This is a genomic window from Blautia sp. MSJ-19, assembly GCF_018918125.1.
Taxonomy (GTDB): domain Bacteria; phylum Bacillota; class Clostridia; order Lachnospirales; family Lachnospiraceae; genus Blautia_A.
The window spans coordinates 1-23521 of the sequence record NZ_JAHLQA010000046.1 but is presented as its reverse complement, the minus strand read 5'-3'; the positions used below and the strand labels follow the sequence as shown (position 1 = coordinate 23521).

Genomic DNA, 23521 nt, shown 5'->3' with positions numbered 1-23521 from the left:
GAAGTGGAAGCCGTAGTAAAAAAGCATCATAAAAAAATGAAAAGCGGAGACGTGGCATTCAGTATTATCAACTATCTGGTGTTTATCATTATTACACTGATCTGTGTTTATCCGTTTTATTATATGATCATCAACACCATCAGTAACAACGAATTAAGTGCAAACGGAGTCATCAATTTCCTTCCGAAAGGAATTCATCTTGGAAATTATATCCAGGTATTATCTTTGAATGGACTGCCGATGGCAGCATTGATTTCTGTCGCCAGAACTGTGATCGGTACTGTCTGTGCAGTACTGGCATCAGCCTTTCTGGGATTCCTTTTTACGCAGGAGGAACTGTGGCACAGAAAATTCTGGTATCGTTTTTTCGTGATCACCATGTACTTTAATGCAGGTATCATCCCAATGTTTATCACCATGCGAACCCTGCATCTTACCAATACTTTCTGGGTATATATCTTACCTGCGATCGTACAGCCATTCAGCATCATCATGGTTAAGACTTACGTAGAGTCCATGCCAAAATCACTTCAGGAAGCGGCTGAGATCGACGGGGCCGGAATCCTGACGATCTTCTGGAAGATCATCCTTCCGACAGCAAAACCGATCCTTGCTACTGTAGCAATCTGGGCAGCTGTTGCACAGTGGAACTCCTTCCAGGATACGTTGATCTATATTACAGATCAGAAGCTTTATTCTTTGCAGTATCTGTTGTACACTTATATCAACCAGGCAAGCTCACTGGCAGCTATGGTCCGTAATACGGGAACTGTTTCTGCAGCCATGCTTGCATCACAGCAGACACCGACTTCTATTCGAATGACTGTATCAGTCATTGTTGTATTACCGATTTTGTTTGTATATCCGATTTTCCAGAGATTCTTTGTATCTGGCATCATGATCGGTTCTGTAAAAGGTTAAGGAGGATATTTTGATGAAGAAAAAAGTAGTAGGCATTTTGCTCTGTGCTGCGTTGGCAGCGACAACCGTGCTGACCGGATGTGGTGGAAGCGACAGCAGTTCCAAAGACACCGCAAGTGCATCTGACAGCAGTGATTCCGGAAGTTCTGATGAGCTTCTGACCGTAGATGTATATGATGACCAGGCAAACTATCAGGGAATCCAGTCCGGATGGTTCGGTAAGATCGTTAAAGATAAATTCAACATTGAACTGAACATCATTGCACCGAATGTAGCCGGCGGCGGAGACACCCTGTTCCAGACAAGATCCGCAGCAGGAAACCTCGGAGATATCATCATTTCCAGTACAGAAAACGGACGTTTCAAAGATATGGTAAAAGCCGGACTTCTGATGGACATGACAGATCTTCTCAAAGACAAAGATGTCATGAAAAACTATAGTGATGCAATCACAAAAGCAAATGAAAATGCCGGACAGGACGGAGTATGGGGAATTCCAAGTGAGATTTCCAGTCAGTCACCGGAAGTTTCTGCAGATGGTATCGAGCCGATGGTTGCCGCTTATATGAGATGGGATGCATATGAAGCAATTGGATGCCCGGAGATCAAGACACTTGAAGACTGGCTTCCAATCATGAAGCAGCTCCAGGAGCAGATTCCGGAAAGTGATTCCGGCAAAAAGACTTATGCGCTGTCTCTCTTCAAAGACTGGGATGGAAGCTCCATGGTGGCAGCAAAGAATTTCTGCTCTCTCTATGGATATAATGACACCGGCACAGGTTTTGTTCTTGCAAAAGCAGACGGAAGTGATTTCCAGGATATCACAGACAGTGATGGAATTTATGTAAGAGCACTGAAATTCCTCTTCGAAGCAAATCAGGAGGGACTGATCGATCCGGAATCAACAACTCAGAATTATGATATCCTTTCTGATAAATACCGTGACGGACAGATCCTTACTTCGCTCTGGTCTTACCAGGGACCGTCTTACTATAATACAACCGAGCACAAAGAAGCTGGTACAGGTTTCATGCCGGCATTCATCGAAGATTCTGCACCATATACCGCAGGATGTTACTCCGAAGGTAACGCAAAAGTTGTTATCAGCATCGGAAGCCAGGCAAAAGAGCCTGAGAGAATTGCAGAGTTTATTGACTGGCTGTACTCTCCGGAAGGTGTGGAATGTGCAGGACAGGCCAACGGTGCAGCAGGCCCGGAAGGTCTTACCTGGGAAATGGACGGTGACAAACCGGTGCTCACAGAATTCGGTGAAAAAGCACTTCCAAGTAATGATGTAACTGTACCGGATGAATGGGGCGGCGGCTCCTGGAAAGATGGTGTATCTGCACTGAACTTCAAGACCGTGGCACTTGTTGATACAGACCCGAATACCAACGAACCATACATGGAAACCATGTGGTCCTCTGTTCTTGAAAAGAATAACACAGCACTGGATACAAGCTGGAAAGAATGGGCAGACGGAGCACAGACAACGATTGAATATCTGGAAAACAAAAATGCGCTTTCTGTAGCAGCCGGTACTTCTTATACACAGCCGGAGGAATCTTCTGACATTACAACACTGAGAAACCAGTGTAAGACAACAATCGTTGACAGCTCCTGGCAGATGGTATTTGCATCAGATGAGGATGAATTCAATGCGATCCTCAAAAACATGCAGGATACTGTCAAAGGACTTGGATACGAAGATGTTCTGAAAGTTGATATGCAGAATGCGAAAGATCAGGCAGCAGCAAGAGAGCAGACTGTAGAAGACTATAACAATTCAAACTCCGATGATACAACGACAGATGAAGAGACAACAGAAACTCCGGAAGCGACAGAGGCCGCAACAGAGACACCGGAAGCAGACGAGGCAGCATAAATCTGGATCGTGGATCATATAGAAAATGACTGGGGAATAAATCCTCAGTCATTTTTTAATATGCTTTGTTCTTTGTGTGTGCCTGCCTGTTCTTTTCGATACTCTGCAGGACTCATGCCGGTATATTTCTTGAATTTTTTGTGGAAATAATCAACGTTTGTGTAACCGACTCTCTGTGCGATCTCGTACACTTTGTAGTCATGTTCTTCAAGTAATTTCTTGGAGTTTTCAATCCGGACTTCATCTACATAGGAATTAAAATTTTTGCCGGTCGTTTTGCTGAAGACCTTTCCAAGATAGGAACTGTTGTATCCGAAGAGCTCTGCAATGGAGCCAAGCTTCAGGTTTTCTTGGTAGTTGTGATGGATATAATTCAAAATTCCATCCATGACACTTTCGCGGCTTGGAGAGTCGATCGCATTCATGTACATTTCAAACTGTACGGTAAAAAACTGTAAAATTTCATACAGATAATACTGCTCTTCGATCGTACTGATGATGGCGGCGTTATTTGGGATTGGAAGGTCTGCAATGCCATAAGTATGAGTAATGATGGATTTGACCTGAATCATGATATCTGCAAGATAATGTTTCAGGACAGGTACTTCCACATCCGTAAAATAAAGGTCGTTTTTCAGCTCATCCAGAACTTCCATCAGCATGTGAAGATTGCCGGACTGAATGTAATTGGCAATTCGTTCGGAATATATATCGCGTAATGTCGGTGTCTGTGTACCGGTTTCGCTGTTCTCGGGAAGTTCGGGAAATCCAAGAACATGCTGGTTTGGACTGCAGAAAAATCTTCGTTTCATCAGTTCAGAAGCATCGTGGAAAGAGGCATGGATCTGTTCAACTGTGTATACTGGATGTCCGTATGTAAGAAACAGAGAATCCAGTGGAGAACCTTTCTGTGGCTGGCTGATATAACGGTTCAGAAGCTCCTGAAAACGGTTCAGGGCGAAGTTGCCTTTTAACAAAATAACATTCATATTTTCCAGACGGATATAGTCCAGAGAGTTGTGATTTTTGTTGGCAAGACGCAGGATATCAGCAAAATTCCAGGTAGTCTGGAAAGATTCCTGATTGTAATTTGTGTAGATTACAACCTGATAAATGGAAGCCTCCAGAGCCATATCATGATAGTCAAGATACGCATAATCAGCCTTGTTCAGAAGGATATCCTGCAGAATGGAATCTCTGGCTTTGGAACGATATTCGACCAGTTTTTTCTGCGCACTTTGTTCTTCCGTGAGAGCTTTTTTTGCTTCCAGGACAGCTTTTTCGAGTTCGTCTTCGTCGATTGGTTTTGTAAGATAACAGGTAACACCGTATTTGATTGCTTCCTGCGCATAGGAGAAATCAGAGTAGCCGCTGAGGATGATAAACTTTCCCTGAAATCCCTGTTCTTTTGCCTGTTTAATGACTTCCAGTCCGGAAAGTTTTGGCATGCGAATATCCATAAGAACGATATCCGGACTGGAAATCAGAATCTGTGCCAGCGTATCGGCGCCATTTTTACCTTCTCCGCAGATATAAAATCCAAGCTCAGACCAGTCCAGAATATAACGCAGTCCCTCGCGTACATCTATTTCATCATCTGCTATAAATAACTTCATTTTCAGGACTCCTTTCTGTATTTCTGAGCGGGAATTACCATAATAATAAGTGTTCCGCAGTTCTTTTTGCTTTTGATAGTAAGCCCATAATCAGAGCCATAGCACAGCTGTATACGCTGGTTGATATTGTATAAGCCGATGCTCTTGGATGATTCTTTTGGGTGGTGATAAATATTCTGTTTCATATGTTCTATTTCTTCCAGTGTCATACCACAGCCGTTATCAAAAACTTCAATATGTAATGTTTCCTGTTGTGCAAAAATATGGATAATGATCTTTCCGTTTTCTTCGACTTCTTCCAGACCATGAAGAACGGCGTTTTCTACGATTGGCTGAAGCAGCAGAGGCATGATCTGAAGCTGTGAAAGATCCAGATCAGGAGCTGTTTTCAGAGTATAATTTACACGGTCATGGAAACGTAGCTTCTGGATCGCAAGATAGGTACTGATATAGTCGAGTTCCTTTTCAAGTGTGGTAAAGGAAGTGGTTGTATTACTTAGGACATAGCGCATGGATTTGCCGAGCAGTTTGACAGCGTTTGCGACTTCGCGGTTCCCTGCTTTGAGCGCACGCATACGGATTGTTTCCAGTGTATTGTACAGAAAATGCGGGTTGATCTGGCTGGAAAGCATCTTGAATTCCATCTGTTGCTGCTGGTTGGCAAGTTCCTGTGTGCGGATTTCTGCCTGGTATGCGGAGGCTTCCATATTACGGATATCCTGGACCATGACATTGAGGTCTTTAAAAGCTTCAGAGATTTCGTCTGTCCCGGAAAAGGTATCAGCAATCTCATAATTCCCCATACTGACATCGTGCATGGTTTCACGAAGCGTGACAACACGACGACTGAAATACCTGGAATAAATCAGAACGAAAGCACTGGTCGGAATCAAAATCAGCAGGATCAGTGCAATATGGATCAGACTAATCCGGTTCATATATGGATAGGCATTGTAATCTAGTGAAGCAATGTAAAAAATATCTTCTGAGTAGCTGGTAGACAGGGCGGAAATACAGCCAATTACTGTCTTGTCTTTAAGCTTCAGAGTTCCAAGATAATATCCGGAAGGTCCCGGTTCATATGTTTCGGGCAATGTTGTGATCGTACGGGAACCACTCTGGTAAAACTGTGAATTTTCGTTCAGCCATACCACAGTTTTGAGAGAACTGTTTTCAATACGGTTTTTGATGTGATTGTTGCTGACAGAAACATTCAGGATGGCAAAGCTGCTTTTTTGCGGAAGAAAAATTCGACAGTGAAGTGTCAGGAGCGGAGTAGTTCTGTTGAAACGGTCAGTCTGCGACTCTACTGTCCAGAAAGGGGTAGCGCTCTCTGCGGCCTGACGGTACCAGGATTCCTGACGGACTGCGCTTGTAACAGGGTGAATGTATTCTGTGTCAGGGATGGAAGCATTGTAGGTGTATACTGAAATTCCCTGAAGAGAAGCATCCTCAGATAAGGTATAGCGGAAATCGCTGTAAGATTCCGCGGCAAGCTGTCCATCACGACTGTCCTTGAAATCTGTGCTGAGAAGACTGATCAGTTCCTTGTCATCGGCAAGCTGTCGGGATTTATTATAAACGTTCGAAGTCAGATCCAGAAGCAACGACTTGACACGAAGATTATCAGAGTGGGATTGCTCTCTGTAGTGGTCTGCAAGGAGCGTCCTTGAGTTATACAGAAGATAATTTCCCAGCAGCAGGACCGGAATAAAGATTGCAAGGAAAAATATAATATGAAGCTGATGCTGTACTTTGATCCGGCTGAAAATGCCGGAAGATTTTTTATGTTCCATAAATAAAACCGCCTGAAATAAGTTCATCAATATTTGCTTCTATTATATAATCTTGGCTGGAGAAAGAAAAGTTTAAAGTCAGTAAATATCGAAAGAAAAAGATAGAAGCAAATTAATAGGGTTTGCATTTTTAACTTTTCCTTTTGTAAAAATATATGATACGATAGAAAAAAAGTGGGAAGTGAGACTGTGGGACAAATAGATGTGGGGCTTATGCTCAAACTTATCCGAAAGAAAATATGCGATATGAAGATACGGACCAAAATGGGGCTGTCATTACTTGTGATCGTTGTTCTCTGTTGTTTCGGAATCGGGTTGTACAGCTATCGGATAGCTAAAAATGCAGTTATAGAAAATGCAGAAGTCACTGTGACAAATCTGGTAAAACAGATGGGATTGAATCTGGATGAGAGAATAGAGGCAGTCAGGGATGTTTCTTATCAGATGTGCGAAACTGGTAAGATCAACAAAATTCTGAATATGAATGTTGCAGAAGCAAAAAGTGGGATGTCAAAATATAAGGACAGTCTTTCAACTGCCGTCTTGCAGAGAAATGCGTTGTATGATTACACAAAATATGCACTTTTGCGTCCTGAAAGTGGAATCATATATGAGTATTATAAAACTGGAATGAAGAAAAAGAAGGCACTGGAAGAAGAAAAGATCCTGAATTTCCTGTCACAAAAACTGACGACTGCTTCTCCGACAACCTGGATGGTGTATGACGGACAGGCGTATTTTGCACGAAAAATCGTGATTGATTATCAGGATCGTGGCACTTTGTGTATAGCTCTGACGGATGATTTTTTTCAGTTTATAGGAACGACATCAGATTATCTGAAAAACGAAGAAGTAGTCGTTGCAAATGCACAGGGTGAGTTCCTCAAAAATGCACAGCAGATGTTTGGTATAAAAGAACTGGAGCAGATCCTTGATTATAACAATGGCTCTTTTTATGTTTATACAGATTATGAAGAAAAAGAGGATGATTCCTATCTGACGATTGCACTGAAGACACAGGATAACAGTTGGAGACTTGCCTGTTTCATGCCGTTTTCAAGACTTTTGCAGGGGGTTACACCAATTTATGGAGCAATAATAAAGGTGATGATTGCGTTTCTGTTGTTGTCTGGCATGATTTCTTATATATTTTCCAGAACGATTACCCGAAATGCCGATGTGATCGTACAGGGGATGAAAAACTTTGAAGAGGGCCATTTTGAAAGAAAACTGAAGCCTGTGAATTATGATGAAATAGGTCTGCTTGCTTTGCAGATGAATTTTATGGGGCTGAAGATACAGGGACTGATGGGATTGCTAGAGCAAAAAGAACGGCAGAAAATGGAAACAGAATTTCAGGTTCTGCAGGCTCAGATCAATCCACATTTTTTATATAATACGCTTGGCTCACTGAAGTGGGTTGCATATCGTCAGGGAAATAAAGACCTTGCAGCTTCGATTGACTCTCTTATCCAACTGTTGAGATTTACGATTAAGAATGCAGGAGCAATGATCACGTTATCAGAAGAAATCCATTATATTGAGAATTATGTGGCTATTGAAAAAATGAAGTATGGTGATATGTTTGCTGTTAACTATCAACTTGAGCCGGAAACAGAAGAGCTGCTATTACCAGGATTTGTTCTTCAGCCATTTGTGGAAAACAGTATTCTTCATGGTATGGATATGGCAGAGCAGGGTGGTGAGATCTGTATTTGCGCAAAGAAGAAACGAAATATTCTGGAATTGTCCATATCTGATAATGGCTGTGGAATGACAGAGGAAAAGAAGCAGGAACTTCTGATGGGCGAGCCAGAGAAGAAAAAAAGAGGACTGAACAGTATCGGAATTCGAATCGTTGATCAGAGGTTGCGAAATATTTATGGGGAAAAGTACCAGATTGTAATGGACAGTGAAATTGGTAAAGGCACCAGAATAACACTGAGATTACCGGTAACAGGAGGGAAAGAAAATGAAGTGGAAGATTCTACTGGCAGAGGATGATCAGAATTTCCGCTATGCGATAAAGGAACTGGTTCCGTGGGAAACATCAGAATTTGAAATTATCGGAGAGGCGATTCATGGAAAACAGGCACTGGAATTCATGAAGAAAAATTCTGTCGATATTTTACTGACAGATATGGACATGCCGGTCATGAATGGGGTCGAATTGATAAGGGAGGTAAAAAAACTTTATCCGGCTGTGCGGATACTGGCACTGAGTGCTTATGATGACTTTGGATTTGTCAAAGAATCTATGAAACTTGGAGCAGAAGATTATATCCTGAAGCAGGATATGGATGGGGATGCGATTCTTGGAACGCTTCGTGAGATTTGCGGAAAACAGCGACCGGAACAAAAAAAGGAACAGTATCAGAAAGAACTTCGTCAGTTTTTATCAGGGTCAAAAGCGGAATTAGAGGCCAGCGCAGAATATTTTGAGACTTTGTTTGAAAAGAAACAGCTCTATATTGCCCTGTATCAGGAAGGTGAGTTGGCAGATCTTTATGAGAAATTGCATTCAGCGGGTTATATTTACCGGCTTCCGTGGGATGGAAAAGTAGTTGCAATAGGCGATGTAGGAGACCTGCGGAGCAGTCAGAAAATCAGTGAAAAAATAAGAGAGACCGTAAAGAAAAGCAGAGAAGAACTGAAAAACTGTATGACAGGTGTGAGTGCATCGGGAACTGGTATCAGGGTACTTCCAATCCTCATGAAACAGGCACAGGGGGCATTGCTGTATCTTACATTCCATCCGGAAAAGCAGATTGCTTTTTATGAAGAATGCCGCGAAAAGCTGGAAAGCCGTGAGAAAGAACTACGTTGTTCATTCGAAAAGATACAGTTTTCGGGAAAGCCGGAGGAGATTGAAGAAATCTGTGAGAGATTAAAAAAGCTTTTTCGAGAAAAAATGCCGGAGGAACATTTTGTAAATGAGAATCTGACAGCTTTGTATCAGACCTATGCAGTACAGATGAAGATTTCTTTTCAGGAAAGAAATACACTTTCTGTATATGAGGAATTTCAAAGAATTCCATGGATGGATGATAAGATAAAATATCTGTTTCAGAAACTAAAAGAAGCAAATCAGAGCCGTGGAAACAAAGACTATCAGGGCGAAAATCTTGAGATTCGCCGTACAATGGAATATATACGTAAACATTACACGGAAGATATTTCGCTAAAAACAGTGGCAGATCATGTGGGACTCAGTGAGAATTATCTTTCAAATCTGTTTAAGAATGAGGTGGGAGATAACCTGACCAATTATGTGAATCAGCTCAGAATCGAGCAGGCAAAAAAACTGATTGCCACTACTTCTATGAAAACTTATGAGATTGCAGAGGCAGTGGGATATCACAGTGCTTCTTATTTCAGTACGATCTTTCGTAAGATTACAGGAAGTCCCATCAGTACATATAAAAATAAACATCTGTAAATAGTGAAATTTTTCGATAAATACTTAATGGAGAATTAAAAACAGAAAGCCTATAATTACATCATCGATAAAAGTTCTGGATTACGACCGGTCAGAATAAAAGCAGGAGGAAATTGAAAATGAAGAGAAAGAATGTAGCAGTAATTCTTACAGTTGCGACAGTACTGGGAACGATGATGGGAAGCATGCCGGTGCAGGCTGCAAAATCAGAAGATGAAGAGATTACCCTGACAATGATCGATCATACTTCTGAGGATATCAAGATCGAATGGGAAGATTCTGTAGTAGAAGGCTTTATGGAAGAGCATCCAAACGTAACCATTGAAGTGCAGAGAATGAGCATGGATGATTATACACAGACGATCGCGACAAAATTTGCCAGTGATGATGCTCCGGATATTTTTGTTGAAGATTCTTCTACCTTACCAATCTATATTAAGAACGGATATGTGGCAGATATTACAGATACGGATGCAGTAGGAAGAATGACAGAAGGTGCCTGCGAAGCACTTTCTCAGGACGGAAAAGTATATGCACTTCCGGTAAGCTCCAACTCTTATGTAGTTACCTATAACAAAACGGTTTTTGAAGATGCAGGAATCACTGAGGTTCCAAAAACAGCAGAAGAATTTTATGCAGACTGTGACAAGCTCAAAGAAGCAGGATACACTCCAATCGAACTCGGATATAAAGATACCTGGGTACTGATGGGAGATTTCCAGACCGATTATATCAATAATGTGCTTACAAAAGATCCGGAAGCAGTTACAAAACTTCAGGACAGAAGCGAGAAATGGGCTGACAGCGAAGAATGGAAAGCTGTTGTTGAAAGATTAAAAGAACGTTATTCAAATGCAAATGCAGATCCGTTTGGAACAGACTGGGCATCTGCATGCACAGCGCTGGCTACCGGAGAATGCGGTATGATCCTTAATGGTGACTGGACTTCCAATAATGCGGCTGCATATGGAGATGTAAGTGATTTCGGTGCTTTCGCACTGCCTGTAACAGATAACGCAGATGATGCCAAGATTGCAAAACTGGCAGGCGGACAGGGATACTGCCTGAACGCAAACAGTGAGAATCTGGATATGGCGAAGGAATTCCTGAACTATATGACATCCGATGGATGTGTGGAAAATTATATTGAAAACTGCAATGAAGTGTGCCTGGTAGATGGTGCAAGTGCAGAGAATGCAACAGGTTCCCTTGCAGATGTAATGGATCTCAGAGAAAACAATTCTGTTGTATATACAGGTGTTGTAAACTTTGACAATGAATTCAGTGATGCAGTACTTGACTGCCTGTCTGATTATCTGTTAAGTGACAGTGATGCAGATACCGCATTAAAAGCACTTGACACAGAATTCGATCGCATTGCAGGTAAATAAAAATAGTTCTTATTTATGCGGGGGTATCAAAGACGATACCCCCGCAATAAAGTTACGGGAGATTATATGAAAACATTAAAAAAAGATGGAATCTATTATGCATTCCTTATACCATCTGTAATTCTGTTTGTGTTTGCTTTTCTGTATCCGTTTGTAACAGGTGTCAACATTGCTTTTACAGACTGGGATGGCATTTCAGCAGAATATAACTACATAGGGCTCAAAAACTTTTTTGATATTTTTAAAGATACAACGATCAGAAAAGCAATCGCAAATACATTGATCTTTGCCATAGGATATACAGCAATCAACAATGTTCTTGCTCTGGGGCTTGCTGTGCTTCTGAATCAAAAATTTAAAGGACAGAATTTCTGCAAGACAGTTTTCTTTATTCCAATGGCATTAAGTGCTGTCCTGGCTTCATTTCTGTGGACTTTTATTGACAGCAAAATCTATGCGACATTTCTTTCACCGTCCGGACGTTCTATTCTCGGTAATCCTTCTACTGTTCTGCTGGGAATCATTATTATCGGACTTTGGAATGCGATTGGTTCCAATATCATGATTTATATTGCGGGACTCACAAATATTCCTGCAGACTATTATGAAGCAGCGGCGATTGACGGTGCAAGCGGATGGAAACGCTTCCGTTATATTATACTTCCGCTTTTGGGACCTTCTTTTACTATGTGTATTACCCTGACGCTGACTTCTTCTCTGCGCGAATTTGCCACAGTTATGGCGGCGACTGGCGGTGGTCCGGCAAATTCATCTGAAACAGTAGCTATCTTTATTTATAAAAATCTGTTTCAGTATTACAAAGCAGGATATGGTCAGGCAGTAGCGATTATCTTCATGGTGCTCCTGATGGTTATTGGAATTTCTTTACAGAGATTCTTCAGAAGTAAGGAGGTGGAAATGTAATGAACATGAAAACGAATAAAAAGGTAGTTTGGATACAGAGAATCATTATCTGGGCGACAACAATCCTCTTTTTGTTCCCGTTCTACATCAGTATTCTGATGGCGGTGAAGTCAAAGAAAGAAACTGCGAAGGATCTTCTTGCATTTCCAACCTCCATTCACTGGGAAAACTTTGCAGATGCAATGAAAAAAGCAAATATTCTGGAATCTATGAAAAACAGTATTATTCTGACTGTTGGAGCGGTTGTGCTGACACTGATCGTTGCTTCTATGGCGGGCTATGCGATTGGAAGACAGTACCATAAAAAAACGTTTCGACTTTATGAAACACTGCTTATGGCAGCAATGATGATTCCATTCCAGACACTGATGATTCCAATCTACAAAATGTATAAGAGCATGAATCTTCTGAACTCTATACCGGGTGCAATCATCATGATCGGTGCCTGCAATATGCCGTTTGCGGTCATGCTGTTTATTGGTTTTGTACGTACGATTCCGATTGAACTGGAGGAAGCTGCGATGTTGGAAGGATGCAGCAAGGCAAAAATCTTCTTTAAGATTATTTTTCCTTTGCTGAAACCGATCACAGTTACGATTGCAGTTCTGGATTCGCTCTGGACATGGAATGAATTTAATGTTTCTCTGCTTTTATTACAGAAAAAAGCAGTCAAAACGATTCCGATTCAACAGTATGTGTTCTTTGGAGAACATTCTTCTAATTACAATATGGCGTTTGCAGCAGCGGTTATCAGTATGATTCCGATTGTAATTTTCTTTATTGTTGCACAGAAACATATCGTTGCAGGTATGACAGCAGGTGCTGTAAAAGGTTAAGAGGATAAAAATATGGAGCAGATTTTTGACAGAAATACCCTTATGGGTGAAATACGAGATTATCCTGAATTTCAATTGTTAAAAAAGCATATGAACATTGAAGGGAAAGACGAAGAAACTCTGACAGAGATGGGTGTACATGTGTCTCCTGCATGGAATGCAGACAGTATGGCTTATGGTCTGGATGCACTTGCATATTATCAGAAAACAAAAGGAAATATTCTGTATCACTTTTATACAGAAGAAGAACAAAAAGCAGATAAAACAAAAGAAGACACAGCAATTTTCTGGTTTCCGGTAGATAAAAAAGCTCCCTTTGCGGTTGTAATCGCAGGGGGAGGCTACATGGGAGTATGCAGTATCGTAGAAGCATTTCCGGTGGCACGCAAACTGAATGAGATGGGAATCCATGCGTTTATTCTGGATTATCGTGCTGGTACAGACTGTGCAGCGAAGAAAAGCGAGGAAGATCTTCATCGGGCGATACAGTATATTTTTGAAAATAAAAAAGAATTTCAGATTGAAGACTCTTATATGGTAATCGGTTTTTCGGCAGGGGGACATCTGACAGCGGAACTTGGAACAGATAACAGAGGATATCAGACAGCAGGTCTTCCAAAACCGGATGTATTATGTCTGAGTTATGCACTTCTGAATTTTTCTGCAAAAGAAGGGCTTGATGAGACGGAAATTTGCGGAGCAATGTTCGGACGGGGAAAGAATCCGAAATACTATGCTGAAATGAAACAGGAATTCTCTCCGGTTCATCATGTATCGGAAGCATACCCGCCAGCGTTTATCTGGCAGACAACAGATGATGAATTGATTCCTTATGAAGAAAACGCACCAAAAATGAAAGCGAAACTGGAGGAGAAAGGAGTTCCGGTACGATTGAAAACAGTGCCACATGGACCACATGGGCTGGGATTGGGTATCGGAAGTGAAGCTGAAGGATGGCTGGAAGAAGCCGTAGAGTTTTGGAAAGAACAGAAAGAGGAATAAGATATGGCAAACTGGATGTGGTATCCTGGAGATTTTGAGATATACCACGGAATGTGCCAGAATTTCAGCCGCGAAGAACGCGGCTTTTTCTGGCCTGCATTCTGGAAAATTGATGATTGCAGACATATGGTGAAATTCTGGAGAGAATTTCAGATAAGAGAAAAAACAACTTTTACTGTATATGCCAGAGGAATGGGCTATGTGGCATTATGTGAGGTGGAAGAAAAAGAAGCAGGGGCGTTCCATGATGAGTTAAAATTTTCGTTTGGAAGAGAAGTGATCTGTGCACCTGGAAAATATCGCATCGAGATTATTGTGGGAAATAAATCCGGACTTCCGTGTGCCTTTGTAGATGGAAAAGAAATCTTTTCAGGAGAAGGATGGATGGCTTCTGATCTGGCAGATATGCCGCAGGAAGCAGGCTGGAACACCTGGTATACCTCAAAAGAGCAGAATCCGATGGAGATTGCATATAAATCGCAGATGATCAAGGTGTGTGCAGAAGAAGCGGTCAACGGTGGTGTTCTGCTTGATTTTGGAAAAGAAATGACAGCAGAAACACTGGTGGAATTTCGGGATAATCAGAATACGCTGACACTGTGTTATGGAGAAAGCCGTGAAGAAGCACTGGATACAGAATGGTGTTATCTGAAACAGCAGATCGTACTGGGAGAAGAAGATTCTGATTTTGGAAAATGGGAGTCTTCCCAGGTCTATCGGACAAAGATTCGAGCCTTTCGTTATATTTTTATTCCGAATGAAAAGCCGGGACAGGTTTCCATACAGGCAGATTTCCGGTACATAGAGTTTCCGAAAAAAAGTTCGTTTGGCAGTAGTGACCAGATGCTTGAAAAAATATGGAATGTTGCGGAATACACCTTCCGTCTTGCCAGTGGAGCGTTTTTTATCGATGGAATCAAAAGAGATCGCTGGATCTGGTCCGGAGATGCATACCAGTGTTATTTTATCAATCAGTATCTTTTGGCAGATCGTGAAATCAGTAAGAGAACCATGCTGGCATTGAGAGGGAATGATCCGGTATGCCAGCATATCAATACGATTGTCGATTATTCTCTTTACTGGATCATGGGAATCGCAGATTATCATGCATTGTATGGTGATGAGAAATTTATCCGCTTTATTTATCCAAAGATGGAATCTTTGATGGAATACTGCATCCGGCAGACGGATGAACGTGGATTTCTTTACGGCCGTAAAGAGGACTGGATTTTTATTGACTGGTCGGATATTGATGTAGGCGATGATAAACTGATCTGTGAAGAACAGATGTTGCTTCTTCGAAGTTATCAGGCGATGGTTCAGGTACAGAAATTTTTGGGAATAAATACGCAGAAATATGAACAGCTTTTTGAATGTCTGAGAAAGAATGTAGAAAAATTTTTCTGGGATGAGGAAAAAGGAGCTTACATTGACAGCTTTACGACGGGTAAACGAAAAGTAAGCCGTCACAGTAATATTTTTGCGGTACTGTTTGACTATGTTTCGGAAGCACAGAAGACGAGTATCCTTAAAAATGTGCTCAAAAATCCTGAGATTACACCAATTACAACACCATATTTCAAGTTCTGGGAACTGGAAGCCTTTGCAAAACTTGGGGAATATGAATATGTTCTTACTCAAATGAAGAATTACTGGGGTGGAATGCTTAGAGAAGGAGCAACTACGTTCTGGGAAGAATACGTTCCTGAAAAAGAAATTCCGGAACAGTACAGTATGTACGGGGATCGTTTTGGAAAGAGTCTTTGCCATGCATGGGGAGCAGGTCCGATTTACCTGCTGTCCCGGTATTTCTTTGGTTTGTATCCGGAAATGCCGGCATATGGTGAATTTGTGGTAGAGCCACATATAGAGCTTTTGCAGGGCTTTGAGGTTACATTGCCGGCGGGCGATGGAAGCGTACATATGAGTCGGCGGAATAACTGCCTGAGTATAATGACTGATAAAGAAGGTGGACGTGTAGTATATAAGAGTAAAAATTATGTATTAACACCAGGAAAGACTTTAGAATTGGAAATTGTACTGTAATTGAATACAAATGTTTATAAACAAGACGTGTCAGTGATTTGATTTTCACTGGCACGTGTTATTTTACTTTCAATTCTTTGAGTAAGTGATGTCGGTAAATATCGAAAGAAAAAGGTGCAGGCGGACAGTCGAGATGTTATGATATATGCAGAAGAGATGTCGTGTTACGGAGAACAGTAACAGTGCTGATGGAGGAACATGTTTATGAAATTTTTTCATTTATCAGACTTACATATAGGATTGAAATTAATGAACCGCGATCTGCGGGAAGATCAGGAATATATCTTATCAAAAATTGTTGCGGCAGCGGGCGGGGAAAAGCCGGATGCGATTGTAATTGCGGGAGATATTTATGACAAAGCTGTTCCATCTGCGGAGGCGGTGGAAGTTTTTGATCAGTTTCTGGAAAAGTTGACGAAAGCTGTTCCGGATGCGGTGATCATGATGATCAGTGGAAATCATGACAGTGCACCGAGGGTAAACTGTTTTCGAAATGTTTTATCCAGACAGAAGATATATATGGTTGGTCAGCCACCAAGGACAGAGGAAGAATATATAGAAAAAGTAATCTTGCAGGACGCATATGGAAATGTGAATTTTTATCTGCTTCCATTTGTGAAGCCATCTATGGTAAAGCAGGTTGTGGGAGTAGATAAGAATGGAAATAATCTTACTTATAACGACACATTGCACAGACTGATTGAACGTGAAAAGATTGATTCGGATGAGCGAAATGTTCTGGTCAGTCACCAGTTTTATCTGCCGGTCGGTAAGAAAGCAGAAGATGTAGAACGCATGGATTCTGAAATGCGTACAGTTGGAAATATCGATGAGGTATCGGCTGATATCCTGGAAAATTTTGATTATGCGGCTCTGGGACATATTCATAAACCAATGAAAGTCGGAAGTGAATTTTATCGCTATTGTGGAACACCGCTGGCTTGTTCTGTGAGCGAAGCGCAGCAGCAAAAAGGTGTTATTATGGTAGAAATGGGTGCAAAAGGCGAAGTTAAAACAACAGTTTTACCGCTTGAACCATTGCGTCAGGTGAAGGTTGTAAAGGGAACCCTGGAGGAGGTTTTGAAAGAATCCTGCCAGGATTATGTGACAGTCATTCTGACGGATAAAGCAGATCTTGATGTGATCGATATGCAGGAACGCATTCGACTTGCATTCCCGAATCTTCTTGAAATTCGGAGAGAAAAGCAGCGAAAAGCAAATTATAGCAAAACACTGCAAACCGAGGAACTTCTGGATCCTTATGAGTTGTGTTGTTCGTTTCTGAAAGATCTTGATGAAGAAGAGAAGGCCATTTTGCAGGATGTACTTCATACCGTTCAGGGGGTGAAATAACGTGAAACCTTTACGCTTAAAAATGCAGGCATTTGGATCTTATGGAAAAGAAACAGAGATTGATTTTGAAAGAGTAAACCAGAATCTTTTCCTTATCACGGGGGATACCGGTGCCGGAAAAACAACCATTTTTGATGCGATCGTCTTTGCTTTATATGGGGAAGCAAGTTCTTCTGCAAATAAGAAAGAAGGCGTTGTTCTGCAAAGTCAGTATGTGGATTTTGCACAGGAACCGTTTGTAGAGCTTGTCTTTGCAGAAGGACAGGGCGAGGCACGGGAAGTCTATACAGTGCGCCGTGTGCCAAGACATCTCAAGACAATCACCAGAGGTGCAGGCAAGGGAAAACAACGGGAAATTACGGGGGCTGTAAGCCTTATCATGCCAGATGGAATGGAGTATCCATCCAAGGAAGCTGACCGAAAACTTCAGGAAATCGTAGGACTTACCAAGAGTCAGTTTATGCAGGTTGCGATGATTGCACAGGGGGAATTTATGGATCTTCTGAGGGCAAAATCTGATGACAAAAAGGTGATTTTCAGAAAGCTTTTTAATACGGAAATGTACCAGGATATTGTGACAGAACTGGGTAATCGAAAGCGTGCAAAAGAGAAAGAAATCGCAGTTCTGAAAACACAATGCCAGGGTGAAGTGAGCAGGATTCGGATACCTGAGACATATGAATCAGAGACACTGAAACAGTTGAAAAAACAGCTGGAAGAGGGCGAAATGACGCGTCTTACAGACTTCCTGAAAGAGCTTGAAACATTGTGTGACTGGCTGGAAGAGCATACCCATGAAGCTGAAAGAGAATATCGAAAATCAGGGAAAATCAGGGATGAAAAAAGAGAGGAATATACGAGAGCGGAAGAGCTTCTGAAATGGTTTGTGCAGCTGGAAGATGCAGAGCAGAAACTGCAGGAATGTGCAGGTGATGAAGCAAAAATAGTGGAAACAACAGCCCTGATCAGCCGTATCAGAAATGCGTATGAGATCAGAGAGACCGGTGTTCTCTTAAATGATGCGGAGAGACGGCTGGCAGAACTGGAACAAGCATTAAAGACTCAGGAAAAACAATTGCCAATATTGGAAAAAACGCGGAAAACAGCGGAAAAAGCAGAGGAGCAGCAAAAGCTGATTCGTGATCAGGAATTGCAGAATTACAGCAAAATTGCAGAAAAAGTGCAGAAGGCACTGACGCTTTTTTCTCAGATAAAGAGTCTACGTGTACAGGCAGAAGCAAACAGGAAAAACTGTGCTTTGGCATCAGAAAACACACAGAAAGTGCGAAAACAACAGGAAGATTTGGAACAGAAAGAAACACAGTGGAAAAAACAGAGTGAAGAACTGGCTGAAGTGGATAAGAAGCTCGTAATCGCAGAAAATAAAAAGCAGGAAGCGGATGCTGTTTCGCAGGAGATTAAAGACGTTAGGATACTGGGAAATCAGGCGGAACAGTGCCGTAAAAATGCGATTAAAACAAGAGAAAATTATGCAAAGATAACTGAAAAATATAATGCGGTAAATACAGAATATGAAGAAGTAAGACTACATTTTCTGAACGCACAGGCTGGTTTTCTGGCTGCAGAATTAGAGCCGGGGAAACCCTGCCCGGTGTGTGGTTCTACAGAACATCCACATCCTGCAAAAAAAGGTGTGGAATCTGTGGATATCTCTGAAGAAAAATTACAAAATATGCAGATAAATGTGGATAAACTGCGTAAAAATCAGGAGAAAGCAGCAGGAGATGCGGCGGCGGCGAGATCAGAATATGATACACGAAAAGATACGTATATTACCAATGTACGAAAACTCCAGGAACGTTTACGCAGAAGTGTTTCTTCTATAACAGAACAGTCAAGTGTGACGGAAATGAGTAATGCTCTGGAAAGCTGGAAACAGCAGACAGAGACAGAATTGGAAAAACTGACTGCAGGTATGAAACTTCTGGCAAAGATCCGTGAAGCGCTTCAAAATATGGAGAAACAGAAAAAACAGTTGCAGGACACTTATGATGAGTGTACAAAGAAAGAAAAGGCAGCTGCAGAAAAACTGGCGGGAAGTGAAGCTGCACTGGAAAACATAAAAGGATCCGCTGAATTTAAGACCGAAGAAGAGGCAAAGACGGCACGGCTTCAGGCTGAAAACAGTAAAAAACAGGCAGAAGAAATATATCAGAAAGTTCTGGCAGAAGCAAGGGATGCTGCGAATGCACAGAAACAGGCAGAAACGTTGATCAGTCGCTATCAGCAGGAACTTCCGGAACAGAGGAAGTGTGTGAATGAACGTAAAACTTCTTATATAGAAGTAATGGAAATAAAGCAGATGACAGAATCTGAATGGAAAGAGCTTGTGGAGAAGTATAGTCGTGAATCAACAGAGGATTTGCAGAAAACAGTCAATGCATATAATGAGAAAAAGACTGCAGCACAGGCAAGACAAGATTCTGCCCGAAGCGCAATCGGAGAAGAGCAGAAACCGCTTCTGGAAGAAATTCAGAAAGAAAAAGAAGCCGCTGAAGTAGAATATATGGAGAAAGAACAGCGTTATAATCAACTGCGTATGGATGACAAAGATGACAGAGAAATTTTTGAGGCTCTTTCATCCAGACTGGAAGAGAGAAAGGCAGTTGTGGAGGAACATACCCGGATTGATGCACTGTACCGTATGACTTCCGGAAATGTCAGTGGTTCCCGCATGGATCTGGAAACCTATGTACAGCGATACTATCTGGAGAGGATTCTTTATGCGGCGAACCGGCGTTTTCAGGAGATGTCTGCAGGACAGTTTGAACTGCGGATGTATGATCTGGAAAAAGCCGGAGAAGGAAAAAACAGAGGCCTTGATTTAATGGTATATTCCACTGTGACCGGAAAAGAGAGGGAGGTTCGTACACTTTCCGGAGGAGAATCTTTTATGGCGGCGTTGTCCCTCGCACTGGGGATGGCAGACCAGATTCAACAGAGTTCGGCAGCAATCAATCTCGATATGATGTTTATTGATGAAGGATTTGGCTCGCTCGATGAACATTCCAGAAATCAGGCGGTTCGCGTGTTAAAGGAGATGGCAGAAGGCTCCAGACTGATTGGGATTATTTCTCATGTATCAGAATTGAAACAGGAGATAGAGGATCAGCTGATTGTAAATAAAGATGAAAACGGAAGTTATGTAAAATGGCAGATTAGCTGACAGATACTGTGACTTTGTGAAATCATAAACAGAAGCAATTAATGAGTGCTGAATATTGTTAGGAGAAAAATGACAGAAGAAACTTTGGAAAAACTGGCACAGCTGCTGGAACAGGACCAGTTTGAATTACTTATTCCGGAGCACGGGCAGGCAAATGAGATTGGAGTGTCCGGAGAAAAACAGAGGGGAATGGATGCTCGATTAGTGTATCTGATGAATGATGCCGTCGAGAGCTTTCTGGTACTTCGAAATGCACGAATGACGGGAGAATATCACAGCGATTACCAGGGAGAACTGCAGGCATCCATGACCAGACAGGATGGAGAATACGTACTTGTAGTAAAACAGGGAGATACGGTTCTGACACTGTTTTTTGAAGAGCTGGATCTGGAAGTGCACTTATATGAGTATGCATATACCGGACACTTTTGGGTTGAGGAGTATGAATATTTGCGACAACTGGAATACAGACTGGCAATTTTGAGAGATAAATATGATTATCTTGGAGAAGAATATTGCACAGAGGGAGAAAAAAAGCTGGCAGCACTTGTGGAGTTTCCGCCATTAAATTATTGTTGCTATCCGGCAGTTCCGGAGAAATATATAGTACCAAGAGAAAATCCCTGGATACCGTCTGAAAAAGCAATTGAGTATATGAAAGAACTGGCGGCAGAGTGCGGTGATGTTTCTTTTGGAAAGATGTTGGAATTTTATAAAAAGCATCCTGCAAAGTTCTGGGCGAAGAGACTGGCGGTTATGCTACATCAGGCAAAGCATAGTGCAATCATAGATCTGTTGACGAAAAAAATACAGGAAGCTACGGCAGAATATTCGAAACGTTTTTGGGGAGATGATCTGGAACGGAAGTATCAACGAACATTGGAAAAAGTAAAAGAACGTCAGACAGAATTAGAAAAACAGGGAATACATGCAGATATTTTGAGGGAAGAACCCTTTACGATCGCGCGTGATTCTCTGGATTATAAATTGTATCTTATGATATGGAAGAAAAAGAAAGGCAACAGGATAACAGAAATAGAGGAATATGCCTGTAAAGAGCTGTAGAGAACAATAGCTGTATCGAAGGGTGAGTGACCAACGATACAGCTATTGTTTTAGATGGTTTTCATTTTGCTAAGTTCTTTTCTGGCGAAAACAACTGCCAGCACAAAGGCCGCAGCGTCTGCAATTGGTCCTGCATACATGACGCCATCAATTCCCATAAACTTCGGAAAGATCACAACCAGTGGAAGTAGGAAGATTACCTGTCTTGTAAGGGACATGATAATACCAAGTCCGGCCTTTCCTATAGAAGTAAAAAATCCGGCAGACATTGGCTGGATGCCGTTGGCAAAGGTCAGGAGCATAAAAATCCGCAGGTAGTTTTCGGCAAACTTGAAGTACAGATCACTTCCTTCTCCAAACATTCCCACGATCTGATGTGGAAAAAACTGAAAGCACAGGAAAAAGATTACAGCAATGATTGTACAGGCGCTGGCTGAATATTTATATGTCTGTCGAACACGGTCAAATTTTTGTGCACCGTAGTTAAAGCCCCAGATTGGCTGTGCGCCCTGAGAGATGCCGATGCAGATTGCCAGGAAGACCATATTTACCTTGGATACGATTCCGACACATGCGATCGGGATATCACTTCCATAAACAGAAATTGATCCGTAATAGCGAAGGATATTGTTCATTACGATCTGAACAGCTGCAATTGCAATCTGGTTGATGCAGGAAGCCATTCCGAGTGAAGTGATTGCGCTCAGATGATGTAATTTGGGTTTCATCATGTTGCGATCCAGATACATTTTACGGAATTTTGTAAAATAGATTACAACCAGGAGTGCAGAAACAACTTGTCCAATGACTGTTGCCCAGGCACCACCCTTGATGCCCCATTTGAATCCAAAAATAAACAGCGGGTCAAGGATTGTATTAATGATCGCACCGGTCAGAGTGCACATCATGGAATAAGTAGGGCTGCGGTCGGCACGGATCAGATGATTTCCACCAACAGATAGAGTAAAGAATGGAAGACCGATTGCAATAATGCTTACATAATCTGTTGCATAAGGCATGACAGTATCCGTTGCACCAAAAAAGACAAGTAGCGGCCGCAGGAAAATCAGAATGACTGCGGCAATGGATACTCCGGTGATGACCAATGTGGAAAGTGCGCTTCCGGCGATCTCGCTTGCTTTGTGCTCATTACCTGCGCCCATTTCCAGATTATAGTTGGATGCACCACCGATTCCCAGAAGCAGAGCGGCAGCAGTTGAAATCGTCGTAACCGGGAATGCAATATTGGTAGCGGCATTTCCAAGCATGCCGACACCCTGACCGATAAAGATCTGGTCTACGATATTATAGAGAGCATTGACCAGCATACTGATAATGGCAGGGACTGCAAATTTGGCAAGAAGACTGCCAACAGGGGCAGAACCCAGTGGATTTGCTGCGGTTGATGTTGAAGGGGGTGATTGCTGTTTCAAGATAAAAACCTCTTTCTTCTATAGTAATGTGGTATGTTTGCCCCATTTTGGGGAGACACTATCAAGTATAACACAAAAAAAGAAAAAAAGTGAAAAAAGGTGTTGACAGATTGGTTTTATAGTGGTATTCTAACTGAGCTGTCACGAAGAATTGTTTCTTCTGAACAAACAACTTAAACAATTTCAAAAGTTTTGAAAAATGTGAAAAAAGTTGTTGACAAGGAAATGAAGATGTGATAGAGTAGACAAGTCGCCTGAGAGCGACGCACAAACATCATAAAAGCTTCGAAAAGAAAATGAAAAAAGTACTTGACAAGCGCTGATGAATGTGATAATCTAGATGAGCTGTCGCAAGAGAGCAAAACAAAAGAACCTTGATAACTAAACAGTGAAACACATACGATTCTCGAAAATTCTTTAAGAATCATCATTCAATAGAATGAACTTTTTATAAACAGTAATGACGAGAGATAACTAAGCTAGTTGGTTGTCTTGAGTAATCAAACACTTTATCAGAGAGTTTGATCCTGGCTCAGGATGAACGCTGGCGGCGTGCTTAACACATGCAAGTCGAACGGGAAACCTATTATTGAAACTTCGGTCGATTTAATTTGTTTCTAGTGGCGG

Annotated in this window: 15 protein-coding genes and 1 rRNA gene; 13 read left to right on the top strand and 3 right to left on the bottom strand. The window is 41.7% G+C overall.

Annotated elements, in window-relative coordinates; all coding sequences use genetic code 11:
• Positions 1–36 precede the first annotated feature (36 nt).
• Complete coding sequence (locus KQI91_RS15560) at positions 37–921, top strand: carbohydrate ABC transporter permease (protein WP_216393687.1); 885 nt, start codon at positions 37–39, stop codon at positions 919–921.
• 13 nt (positions 922–934) lie between these two features.
• Positions 935–2806 carry an extracellular solute-binding protein gene (locus tag KQI91_RS15555; RefSeq protein WP_216393654.1) on the top strand — a complete coding sequence of 624 codons (1872 nt, stop codon included), beginning with the start codon at positions 935–937 and terminating at the stop codon, positions 2804–2806.
• A 44-nt stretch (positions 2807–2850) separates the two neighbouring features.
• On the opposite strand, the gene KQI91_RS15550 is transcribed toward KQI91_RS15555, so the two are convergent.
• Together KQI91_RS15550 and KQI91_RS15545 are read right to left on the bottom strand one after the other, a co-directional pair.
• Positions 2851–4422, bottom strand: a complete 1572-nt coding sequence (locus tag KQI91_RS15550; protein WP_216393653.1) for a response regulator — start codon at positions 4420–4422, stop codon at positions 2851–2853.
• Between the two features lie 2 nt (positions 4423–4424).
• Positions 4425–6218: a sensor histidine kinase gene (locus tag KQI91_RS15545; RefSeq protein ID WP_216393652.1), complete on the bottom strand. Its 1794-nt coding sequence runs from the start codon at positions 6216–6218 to the stop codon at positions 4425–4427.
• Between the two features lie 189 nt (positions 6219–6407).
• On the opposite strand from KQI91_RS15545, the gene KQI91_RS16355 reads away from it, so the two are divergent.
• From KQI91_RS16355 to KQI91_RS15495, 10 genes are all read left to right on the top strand, one after another.
• A complete protein-coding gene (locus tag KQI91_RS16355; RefSeq protein WP_216393651.1) occupies positions 6408–8222 on the top strand; it encodes a sensor histidine kinase in 1815 nt (604 codons plus the stop codon).
• Positions 8191–9657: a response regulator transcription factor gene (locus tag KQI91_RS15535; protein WP_216393650.1), complete on the top strand. Its 1467-nt coding sequence runs from the start codon at positions 8191–8193 to the stop codon at positions 9655–9657. Before KQI91_RS16355 ends, KQI91_RS15535 begins: the two co-directional genes overlap by 32 nt.
• Before the next feature lie 119 nt (positions 9658–9776).
• On the top strand, positions 9777–11048 hold the full coding sequence (locus tag KQI91_RS15530) for an ABC transporter substrate-binding protein (RefSeq protein WP_216393649.1): 1272 nt from the start codon (positions 9777–9779) through the stop codon (positions 11046–11048).
• Positions 11049–11114: 66 nt separating this feature from the next.
• Positions 11115–11972: a carbohydrate ABC transporter permease gene (locus tag KQI91_RS15525; protein WP_216393648.1), complete on the top strand. Its 858-nt coding sequence runs from the start codon at positions 11115–11117 to the stop codon at positions 11970–11972.
• Positions 11972–12808 (top strand): carbohydrate ABC transporter permease, encoded by an 837-nt coding sequence (locus KQI91_RS15520; protein WP_216393647.1) that lies wholly within the window; start codon positions 11972–11974, stop codon positions 12806–12808. Before KQI91_RS15525 ends, KQI91_RS15520 begins: the two co-directional genes overlap by 1 nt.
• Positions 12809–12820: 12 nt before the next feature.
• A complete protein-coding gene (locus KQI91_RS15515) occupies positions 12821–13810 on the top strand; it encodes an alpha/beta hydrolase (protein ID WP_216393646.1) in 990 nt (329 codons plus the stop codon).
• 3 nt (positions 13811–13813) lie between these two features.
• Entirely contained in the window at positions 13814–15856 is a 2043-nt protein-coding gene (locus KQI91_RS15510; protein ID WP_216393645.1) for an alpha-L-rhamnosidase-related protein, read from the top strand.
• 204 nt (positions 15857–16060) lie between these two features.
• Positions 16061–17209, top strand: coding sequence for an exonuclease SbcCD subunit D (locus KQI91_RS15505; protein ID WP_216393644.1), 1149 nt, complete (start codon positions 16061–16063; stop codon positions 17207–17209).
• Position 17210: 1 nt separating this feature from the next.
• Complete coding sequence (locus tag KQI91_RS15500; protein WP_216393643.1) at positions 17211–20396, top strand: AAA family ATPase; 3186 nt, start codon at positions 17211–17213, stop codon at positions 20394–20396.
• A gap of 69 nt (positions 20397–20465) precedes the next feature.
• Positions 20466–21461 carry a DUF3878 family protein gene (locus KQI91_RS15495; RefSeq protein WP_216393642.1) on the top strand — a complete coding sequence of 332 codons (996 nt, stop codon included), beginning with the start codon at positions 20466–20468 and terminating at the stop codon, positions 21459–21461.
• 50 nt (positions 21462–21511) lie between these two features.
• Here the strand turns inward: KQI91_RS15495 and KQI91_RS15490 are convergent, their stop codons facing one another.
• Positions 21512–22894 (bottom strand): MATE family efflux transporter, encoded by a 1383-nt coding sequence (locus KQI91_RS15490; RefSeq protein WP_216393641.1) that lies wholly within the window; start codon positions 22892–22894, stop codon positions 21512–21514.
• A 509-nt stretch (positions 22895–23403) separates the two neighbouring features.
• Between KQI91_RS15490 and KQI91_RS15485 the strand changes: the two genes are divergently transcribed.
• Positions 23404–23521, top strand: a 16S ribosomal RNA gene (locus KQI91_RS15485); the annotation flags it as partial.

Bases quoted from the DNA above. Each gene is read 5' to 3' on its own strand.
- KQI91_RS15555 (WP_216393654.1), top strand. From the start codon at position 935: ATGAAGAAAAAAGTAGTAGGCATTTTGCTCTGTGCTGCGTTGGCAGCG.
- KQI91_RS15545 (WP_216393652.1), bottom strand. From the start codon at position 6,218: ATGGAACATAAAAAATCTTCCGGCATTTTCAGCCGGATCAAAGTACAG.
- KQI91_RS15495 (WP_216393642.1), top strand. From the start codon at position 20,466: ATGACAGAAGAAACTTTGGAAAAACTGGCACAGCTGCTGGAACAGGAC.
- KQI91_RS15510 (WP_216393645.1), top strand. From the start codon at position 13,814: ATGGCAAACTGGATGTGGTATCCTGGAGATTTTGAGATATACCACGGA.
- KQI91_RS15520 (WP_216393647.1), top strand. From the start codon at position 11,972: ATGAACATGAAAACGAATAAAAAGGTAGTTTGGATACAGAGAATCATT.
- KQI91_RS15505 (WP_216393644.1), top strand. From the start codon at position 16,061: ATGAAATTTTTTCATTTATCAGACTTACATATAGGATTGAAATTAATG.
- KQI91_RS15525 (WP_216393648.1), top strand. From the start codon at position 11,115: ATGAAAACATTAAAAAAAGATGGAATCTATTATGCATTCCTTATACCA.
- KQI91_RS15560 (WP_216393687.1), top strand. From the start codon at position 37: ATGAAAAGCGGAGACGTGGCATTCAGTATTATCAACTATCTGGTGTTT.
- KQI91_RS15550 (WP_216393653.1), bottom strand. From the start codon at position 4,422: ATGAAGTTATTTATAGCAGATGATGAAATAGATGTACGCGAGGGACTG.
- KQI91_RS15535 (WP_216393650.1), top strand. From the start codon at position 8,191: ATGAAGTGGAAGATTCTACTGGCAGAGGATGATCAGAATTTCCGCTAT.
- KQI91_RS15530 (WP_216393649.1), top strand. From the start codon at position 9,777: ATGAAGAGAAAGAATGTAGCAGTAATTCTTACAGTTGCGACAGTACTG.
- KQI91_RS15515 (WP_216393646.1), top strand. From the start codon at position 12,821: ATGGAGCAGATTTTTGACAGAAATACCCTTATGGGTGAAATACGAGAT.